This is a genomic window from Nocardia araoensis NBRC 100135 (assembly GCF_000308435.1).
GTDB lineage: Bacteria > Actinomycetota > Actinomycetes > Mycobacteriales > Mycobacteriaceae > Nocardia > Nocardia araoensis.
The window spans coordinates 147,683-156,247 of sequence record NZ_BAFR01000124.1; the positions used below are offsets into that span (position 1 = coordinate 147,683).

At 69.2% G+C, this 8,565-nt stretch carries 7 protein-coding genes; all 7 read right to left on the minus strand.

From position 1 onward, the window contains the following. Positions 1 to 47 precede the first annotated feature (47 nt). The gene (locus ON21_RS16790; RefSeq protein ID WP_245562624.1) at positions 48 to 431 is read right to left on the minus strand and encodes a DUF4913 domain-containing protein; all 384 of its coding nucleotides are present in this window, start codon (positions 429 to 431) and stop codon (positions 48 to 50) included. Beyond that, positions 428 to 2,263 carry a type IV secretory system conjugative DNA transfer family protein gene (locus tag ON21_RS16795; RefSeq protein WP_039798970.1) on the minus strand — a complete coding sequence of 612 codons (1,836 nt, stop codon included), beginning with the start codon at positions 2,261 to 2,263 and terminating at the stop codon, positions 428 to 430. Before ON21_RS16795 ends, ON21_RS16790 begins: the two co-directional genes overlap by 4 nt. A gap of 42 nt (positions 2,264 to 2,305) precedes the next feature. After that, the gene (locus ON21_RS16800; protein ID WP_245562625.1) at positions 2,306 to 2,938 is read right to left on the minus strand and encodes a hypothetical protein; all 633 of its coding nucleotides are present in this window, start codon (positions 2,936 to 2,938) and stop codon (positions 2,306 to 2,308) included. Beyond that, positions 2,935 to 4,602: a peptidoglycan DD-metalloendopeptidase family protein gene (locus tag ON21_RS16805; protein ID WP_039798971.1), complete on the minus strand. Its 1,668-nt coding sequence runs from the start codon at positions 4,600 to 4,602 to the stop codon at positions 2,935 to 2,937. The genes ON21_RS16800 and ON21_RS16805 overlap by 4 nt, the downstream gene beginning before the upstream one ends. A 37-nt stretch (positions 4,603 to 4,639) precedes the next feature. After that, on the minus strand, positions 4,640 to 4,948 hold the full coding sequence (locus ON21_RS16810) for a transposase (RefSeq protein ID WP_039798972.1): 309 nt from the start codon (positions 4,946 to 4,948) through the stop codon (positions 4,640 to 4,642). After that, positions 4,945 to 7,089, minus strand: coding sequence for a putative type IV secretion/conjugal transfer ATPase (locus ON21_RS16815; protein ID WP_083880667.1), 2,145 nt, complete (start codon positions 7,087 to 7,089; stop codon positions 4,945 to 4,947). Before ON21_RS16815 ends, ON21_RS16810 begins: the two co-directional genes overlap by 4 nt. Positions 7,090 to 7,096: 7 nt before the next feature. Next, on the minus strand, positions 7,097 to 8,565 hold a 1,469-nt coding region (locus tag ON21_RS16820), incomplete at its 5' end, for an SCO6880 family protein (RefSeq protein WP_039799025.1).

Sequence of the window (8,565 nt, forward strand, 5' to 3'; positions counted from 1 at the left end):
CCTGCTGAGCCGGCGGGCGTTCGCGTTTCGGGAGAACGACCGCGGGGCTACGTAGGGAATTCACCGATCGTCGGATCGCCGAACATCCCGTGCTGCGGCGACTTCGTCGGCAGCGGGCTGAGCATGTCCTTGTGGCCGTTGCGCACGCTGCAATACTTGAACGGGCCCTTCGGGTCGAACAATTTCGCCATGTGCGGATCAGCGTGATCCAGGAACCAGACACTCAGTCCGGTCGACGCGTCCTGCCGGTAGTGTTCCCACGCGCGCCACAGCGCGTCCAGTCGGGCGACCGCTTCGGCGTGCTGCCACCATTCCGGGCACCACACCGTGTCGCTGAGATCGGTGACCTGCCGCCGATAGACCACGCTCAGGTATTCCTCGACGAATGCGACTACGCTCCCGTAGATCATGTTCTGCTGCTGTTCGTTCACAGCGGCCGGACCTCCTCGACTTGGCCGTACTCCGGCGGTGGCGTCGACTTGCTCAGCGACGGCGAACCGATGACGTCCGCGATCTGCGTCTTGCGCTGCGGATCATGGTGCGAGATGGACTGTTTCACGTCGGCAGCGTACTCACCCTCCCACCACGGCACGGTGCGGATGAGCACCGGGGGCGCACCGGAGGGGAACAGGATCGCTCGGCCACGCGGCAGCGTCGCGAGGGCGTTGACCGAGAACGTCTTGGACGAGCTCAGCGAGCGCGAGTAGCTCTTGCCGCCTTTGGATTCGGAGACCGATTGCGAGATCGCGTCGTACTCGCCGAGCACATCCGAACGCTCCTGCAGGAATTTGGTGTCGTCCACGCCGCTGCCGAGCACTTTGATGTTCGCCGCCGACCACAACGCGTTCATGCCGCTCTCCCCCCAGCAGCGGGCGCCCTGTGCCCAGGACTGCAGCACCGTCATCACGACGATGCCCCGCGAGCCGAAGTGGCTGTACTGCTTGGGCAGATCCTTCCAGCGCACCACGTTGGCGGCTTCGTCGAGCACCGCGAGCATCGGGATAGCCAGGCGGCCACCGGCCGATTGCGACGCCTTGCGCATCGCCACGTCGACCACCGCCTCGGTGAGCGCGCTCACCAAGGGCGCGGCCGATCCGCGGCCCTCCAGCGACAGGCTGTAGAGCGTCCCGTTGTTCTCCAGGAATTCCAGCTCGTCGAATTCCCTGCGATCGCCGCCACGGGTGATCCACGGGTGCACGTTCGACAGTTTCAGGCACCGGATCATCTTCTTGGCGGTGCCGAAGATACCGCTGCGCGTGCGCGGATCGGCATTGTACTGCGAGGACAGGCCCGAGGCCGTGTAGTGATGGCGGGCGGCGCGCAGGAGCTCGATGGGCTCGGTGTCCTGCGGATTGGTCACCCACTCCCACACCTGCACGATCGGCCTGCTGCCGTTGCGATCGCCGACCGCGGCAGCGAGGAACAGTCCGGCCAGCAGGTCCTCGGCCTCGGGATCGAAGAACGCGTCGTTGTTGCTGTCACTGCCATCGTCGCCGTCGGCGAAGTGCCCCGCCAACCGCGCCGCGCGCATCTCGCACCCCTCACGCTTGGCGTCCACCCACGACAGCGGATCCCAGAACCAGGTCGTCTCTTCGCCCGCGACACCCTGCGGATCGAAGACGAAGGTGGGACTTCCCTTCGCCTCGCGCACGTCTCGGGTCGCGTCGACCACATCGCGCTTGTTGGAGGTGGCCAGCACCGGGCCGATCGCGCTGAGGATCGCCGGGATCACCCGCGCGGTCGACTTGCCCTGGCGCGGACCCCAGATGTCCAGGTGCAGATCCTCATACGAGCCGTAGAGCATCACCCCGTCGGCCACACCCATGCCGATCGGTACGCCCGGAGCGTCGTTGTAACCGAGTTCCACTCCCAGCTGCTCGGCCTTCTCTCGCACGCCCGCCTCGGTGAGCATCGCGATCGCGCCGCCGTTGCCCATCACGTCGGCCTTGTCGTCGACCGGCAGCCTGCCCTTGGACCGGCGCTTCTGCAGCTCCTTGCGGATCACCAGATAAGCGACGACGCTGAGGATCACCAGCAGCACGATCGCCGTGGCCGCGCCCGGCCAGCGCAACCTCCCCCGCGCCAGATCGGCCGCGATGGCGATCGGGTTGAAGGGCACCTGCTGCGGGCTGCCCTCCAGCATGTTGCCCAGATGCAAGGCGAGCCAGAGGGTTCCGAAGATCGCGAAGCCGGCGTAGGTCAGTAGCAGGCTGACGTCGGGTCCGGGTATGGCCGGATCCGTCACCTTTTTCTTCTTCGCCATGTGTCCCTCCTGGGTCGGCCGTCCGGTACGGAAAGCGGGTGGTCAGCGGAATGCGTCGAGCCGCCAGCCGTCGGGTGTGCGCACCACGGTGGCGATCACCGTCGCGGGCGGCAGCGGCTCCTTGCGTCCGTTCGGATAGACGACGGTCTGTTCGATCCCGATCTTGAACTGCTGGACGTTCGGGTCACTGAGGGTGGGCGCCTTCTCGCCGGACGCGAAGGTGAACGCTTCCACGTGCGCCCCTTCCTTCGCCCAATCCGCCCACTGCAGTGTCGACTTCGGCGTCTCCACCGCGGTCGGCGTCGCATCCAGCATACGAATCAGGCTGGGGCCGAGAAACTTCCGCGCCCTGCCCAGAGACTCGCCCTGGGCCTCGGTGGCGGGCTGCCAACTGTAGATCTCCCGCAACGCCGCTACCGCGACGCCGTCCGGGGTCACCGGGTCGGGGGCGGGCACGCCCTCCAGCAACCGGGGTGTGGACGTAGCGGCGTGCGCCGCATCGGATCCCGAGTCCGCGCGGTCCGCCTGGCCACAGGCCGCGCTCAGCAGCGCGACGCTCACCACCAGCATCACCACCAGTTTCGCGCGTGCATTCACTCTGTCCATCCAGGCTAGCCGCACATCGGGGCGGCGCGGCAGTCCCGTCGCCGTGTGTTCGCGCCCGTGAACGCTCACAGCACCCTCCTCGCCCGTCCGTCTCCCGGCACCGCGACTTCCGAAACGCCACCGCCGGATCGGACGTCCGCGCCGGGCACCGACTGGATCATCCGCCCGTTGCCCGCGTAGACGCCGACCTGCGCCGGTCCGCGCGGACCGAACGAGCTGAACACCAGATCCCCCGGCTGTGCCCTGCTCATCGGCACTTCCGCGCCCGCCTCCCACTGCTGTTCGGCCGTGCGCGGCAACGTCACCGTCCCGGAAGACGCCGAGAACACGGCCGCCGCGGTCAGGCCCGGTCCGTCCAGTCCCCCGCCACTCGGCCCTTGCGGCCCGCCGCCGCCCCAGACATAGGGTGTGCCCAGCCATTCGTGCGCGGCTTGGACGATTTGGTCACCGGCCGAACCCTGTCCGGGGGTGAACCGGCCGAGCGAACCCGGCGCTCGGTACTGCGCTTCCATCGCGAGGATGTTGCGCACGTAAGGCTGGGTCTCGGCGTAGTGTGCGGCGAGCTGGTTCGGCATGCCGCCGGAGGCCAGCACCGCGCCCTCGCCCGCGTTGTACGCCGCGAGCGTCAGCGCGACGATGTCGCCCTGCACCCTGCCCTCGGCCTGCCACCGCTGGATCTGGTGCGCGATCGCGCACATGTAGCGCCCCTGACCGATGATCGCGTCTCCGTCGTCCCACACACTGGCCACGCCGTTGCCGTCGGCATCGATCACGTACGGCTGTCCGTCGTCGGGATTGATGCTCACCGCGGTGGTCGGCAGGAACTGGGCCAGGCCCTGCGCACCGGCGGGTGAGGTGGCGCCGCGCCGGAAACCGGATTCCTGCCTGCCCTGCGCGGCCAGCAGCGAAGGCGTGATCTGCGGACAAATCGAACCCGCGCGGCGGTACCAGATCTCCAGTTCCTGCGGCACCTTGCCCGCGGCGAGGGCGCCGCCCGCGGTGCCGAAGCCGAGGCTGCAGCGCGGATCACTCGAATAGGCGCGCGCACCGCCGACATCCGGGGTCGGCGCACCGTCCAGCCAGGGCAGCGGGTCGATCTGCCGTCCGCCGGTGAACCGCCCGCCCGGGACTATCTCGAAATGCAGGTGCGGACCGCTGGATTCGCCCGCCGAACCGACCGCGCCGATGTGCTGGCCCGCGGTCACCGTGTCGCCCGCCCGCACGAAGACGCCGGAGTCCCACATGTGGCCGTACACCGCCGAGTACGAGCGGCCGTTGGCGTCCACCGAATCGATGACGATCCAGTTGCCGAATCCGGAGGCCGGGCCGGCGGCGACGACACGTCCGTCGGAGACCGAGAAGATGGGCGTGCCGTCCGGCGCGGCCAGGTCGACGCCCCGGTGCGCGCCGCCCCGCGAGCCGAACGTGTCCGACACGGTGAAGGTTCCGGTGGCCATCGGCAGCGTGCGGCGCAGCGGGCCTGCTCCCGCGGCGAGCGAGGGCGTGGCGGTCGCGGCGGGATTGGTGGTCCGGCTCGCACCGGGACCGGTGGTCGCTGCGGCGCGCCGATCGCCCGGAGCGTAACCGCCCAGCGGCGGAAGCGCCGATTGCGAGCCGAGCACGGAACCGCCCTCGCAGGCGTCGTCGACCGCGGGCATGACGATGACCAGCACAATGGTCATCAGGCCGAGCACCGCGCCCAGCGCCGTCCACAACACCGATTTGCCGCTCACCGCCGCACTCCGGCATCGTGCCGCGCGCAGCCCCGGTTCACGTGCGGCGCCGAGTCTCGTTGAGGGTGTCGGCCAGCGTGCGGTTCATCTCGGCGGCGGCCGCCAACTGCTGTTGCAGCAGTGCGACCTTGCGCCGCAGCGCGGTCGCGTCCATCCGCTCGAGACCGGGGCCTTCGGCCGCGCGCACCCAGTTCCGCACCGAGTTCGTGTGCACACCGATCTGTTCGGCGACCACGCGGCAGGCCTCCGATTCGCTGCGCAGCTTGCCGGTCAGCGCGATGACCTGCTCGACCGCCGCCTGGCGCACCTCCGGCGAGACGCGGCGGTAGGACCGGTGCGGCATCATGCGGCACTCCCCGGTGAATCCGTTCCCCGCGAGACCGATTCGGTGAACTCGCTGAACCGCTGGTTGGTGTCGTGGATCCCGCTTTCCTTCTCCGACAGCGTGAATTCCATGTGGAACGGGATGCCGGGACGACGATCCTCACCGATCTTCAGCAGGAATTTACCGGTGCCGGGCGGGGACGGCCGCTGCTGTCCCGGTTTGAGCGCCTCGCCGGTCAGCGCTTGCGGTGCTGACCATCCGGTCACCATCTCCTCCTCGGCCGATGTGAACGGAACCGTGCTGTCCAGCCGTTTGATCTCCTCGGCCGGGAGCGCGCCGAAGATCTTGGCGCGCGCCCGCTCGAGGAAACCGAGGGCCTTGGCGATGGCGGCTTCCGACCCGAGCGACTGCAGGTCCTTGATGGTGTGGCTGATCATGATCAGCGCGGTGGCGATGCCGCGCTGCAACCGGGTGAGCTCGTCGACGCGGTCGACCATGAAGTCACCGAGGCCGAGCACCTGCCACAGCTCGTCCATCACCACTTGGAAATACCGCTGCGGACCGAGTTTCGCGTCGGCGAGCACGTGCGCGGCCTCCACCGAGGCGAACCCGTCGGCCCAGCAGGCCAGCATGACCGCGGCCTTGAGCTTCTTGTCGCCGGTCGGAATGTGCGAGACGTCCATGCACACCGCCACCGCGCTGGTGTCGATCGGCACGGTGGTCTGGCCGTTGAAGACCGCGCCGAACGGTCCCTGGGTGAGCGCGCGTAGGGAGCGGCGCAGTCCCTTGATCGCCTCCTGGTACTCCGCGATGTCGTCGGCGCCGGCGTCCAGCATCAATTCCTCGCCGCCACCGACGATGACCTCGAGCAGGTTCTCCATGATCGGCGGCTTGTCCGGCGTGTATCCGCTGCCCGGCCGATAGAGGATGCGCAGTGCGGTGGAGATCAACGTCTCCTCGTAGTCGCGCACACGGTCGCCGCGCACCAGTTCCACCAGGCCCGCGATCAAGGTCACCTGCCTGGCCCGCAGGTCCTGCAACACCTGCAGTTGTAGCGCTGGGAACTCTTCCAGTCGCGGGACGACCGCGCCGAGCACGCCCGCCGCGAGCGGGTTGAGCTTGCCGTGCCCGTAACCCAGATCGATCACCTGACCGCCGACGAGCTCGACCATCTTCCGGTAGTCCGGCTTGACGTCAGCCAGGATCAACGGCGTGATCCCCTGCGCGATGCCGCCGAGCACGATCCGGCGCACCAGCGAGGATTTGCCGAAACCGTTGAGGCCGAGCACGAACAGGCTGGGCGCGGTGATGAAACTGCCGCGCATGAACCAGTTCATCGGATCGAAGCAGACCGGCGCGCCGGTGTGCAGATGCGAGCCGAGGGGCGTGCCGATCAGCGGCGCGCCCGCACCGACCGACCAGGGCCACAGGCCCGCCACCTGGGCGGTGGTGGCGCGGTACTCCACCGGGCGGCCGACCACGTTCATCCGGCCGCCGCCCGGGCCCGCGTAGCCGCGGTCGGTGAGTTGCGCTGTGCTGCGGTCGAATCCGTCCTCGATCGTCTGCTCCGCGCGGGCCGCGTAGTTGCGGCGGCGGATGTCGTCGGTGCGGACCCGGAACTGCGCCCATGCCGCCCGCAGGCCATTGCCCTCGCGGGCGAGCATCTCCAGCTTGGCGCGGGTGGCGTCGTCGAGCAGCGGTGGCCCGGACTGCTTGCGCCGATCGGCTTTCGCCTTCGCGCGGCGGGCCGCCTTGTCCGTGTACGGGCTGCCCATGGCACGGTCGGCGGTGTAGTCGACCTTCGCGGGCCGTGCCACACGGCCGTTCCTGGCGCCGTTGCGATCCGGCCGCGCGGCGATGCGTTCGGTGGCCGCGTCACGGGACGCGCGCGAGTTCCGCTCGGCGCGGGAACGTTCGGTGTGCGCCCGGTCGGCGCGCACACCGTCGGACCGGCCCGCGCCCGGGCGCGCGCGACGCTCACCCGTCCGCCGGTCGGTCGTGTCCACGCCCAGCCGGTCCTCGCCGTTCACCCGCGCCGAGTCCCGGGTGGGGCGCCGCCGCTCCGGCCGCTGTCCCCACTCGTCCCGTCCGGATTGTTCGAGCCGCCTGCGGCGCGCGTCCTCGTCCCGTTCCCGTACGGGTGGCTCGTAGTCCCGTGCCATGAATAGCTCACCCCGCCAGTGCCTTCGGAATTGTCGCGTGTTCCGGCAGGATCACCCCGCAACCGAGCGACGCCGCGAAGGCCGCCGCCTGGTAGCGGTAGCACCGCCGAATCTTCAAGCGCGCCTGGGTCGACAGGTCGCGCGTGATGGCTTCGATGCGCGGCAGGTCACCGCGCAAGGGCTCGGTGATGGTCACCAGCGCCCCGAAGCGGGTCACACCGTGACCCCTGGCCTGCTCCTCGCGGGCCTGCTGAGTCGCGCCCACCCGCAGCGTCGCCGCCGCGGATACGACTCCGCGTTCGCTCTGTTGGGCCACCAACGCGTTCTTGAAATCGTCGTCGACGATCTCGGCGGCGTCGGCGGCTGAATGCGGACGGTACACGATCGCGATACGTTTGCGCGGGACTTCGGGATTCGGTGCGAGCAGCCGCTGCAACACCCGCTCGTCGACCGCGCCCTCGGGGGCGGCGTCCATCTCCCAGGTGACCGACCGGCCACCGTCGTGCACCAAGTGATCCCACTTCTCGTCGTGGGACACCGGGCCCGCGTCCGCCCAGTCCAGTCCGTGTCCATCGGGTTCGCCCGCGGCCACCTCGAGATCGGCCTGCGAGGCGGGATCGTAACTGCGGCGGATGAACGAGATCACCTCGTCCGCCGACATCGGCTGGGCGCGCACACCGGCTTCCGCCAGTGCGGCGCAGATGCCGGGCAGGCGCCTGCCGATCTCGACTGCTTCCTCGGCCGGGTTCTTGCGGCGTTCGGCGGTGGTGGCCTTGAACGTGATCGCCACCCGCGGCAGCAACTGCACCCGCTCCTGCGGCAGTTCGGTGGCCAGCTCGTACATCACCTGCTGAGCCAGTTCGGGCGCCTCCGGCCTGGTGATCGTGGAAACCTCGGTGAGCAAACGGTTTCCGGTCTCCGGAACGGTGTCGATCACCGGCACCACGGCGACGATGTCGCTGGTCTGGCCGACCGAGGCGAGGAAGGTTCCCCACGCCGAGACCCACCGGTCGATCACGGGCTGATCCACCGCCTCGTGACCTTGCGGCCACGCACGCAATACCACCGTGTACTGGGCGAACTGCGGCAGGTGGATCATGCCGAAGCTGTAACCGCCCGCATCGATGCCCTCGTACAACTTGGAGGGCGCGAGCAGCCCCGGCAAGCGGGTGACGCCACCGGGGATCCGGGAGAAGCGGCCACCGCGGTACACGTGCTCGCCACGACTGCGCGAGCGCATCCAGTTGAACATCATCAATCCCGTCTCGTAGCCCGAACGACCTCCGGTCCGCCACACCAGCGGGACCATCACGACGACCCCGACGCCGCCGACGATCACACCCCACTGGAAGCCGCCGACCATCGCGGTGATCAGCGCCGTGATCACGACCGCGAAGCCGAGCACGGTTTCCTCCCAGCGCAAGCCGAAAAGGCCCGCGCTGCGCGGCTTCTGCCAGAGCCCGTACGAGCGCCGCT

What these genes read in the sequence shown, in the direction of transcription:
- ON21_RS16815 (WP_083880667.1), bottom strand. Translation starts at nt 7,089, where the DNA reads ATGGCACGGGACTACGAGCCACCCGTACGGGAACGGGACGAGGACGCG.
- ON21_RS16795 (WP_039798970.1), bottom strand. Translation starts at nt 2,263, where the DNA reads ATGGCGAAGAAGAAAAAGGTGACGGATCCGGCCATACCCGGACCCGAC.
- ON21_RS16810 (WP_039798972.1), bottom strand. Translation starts at nt 4,948, where the DNA reads ATGATGCCGCACCGGTCCTACCGCCGCGTCTCGCCGGAGGTGCGCCAG.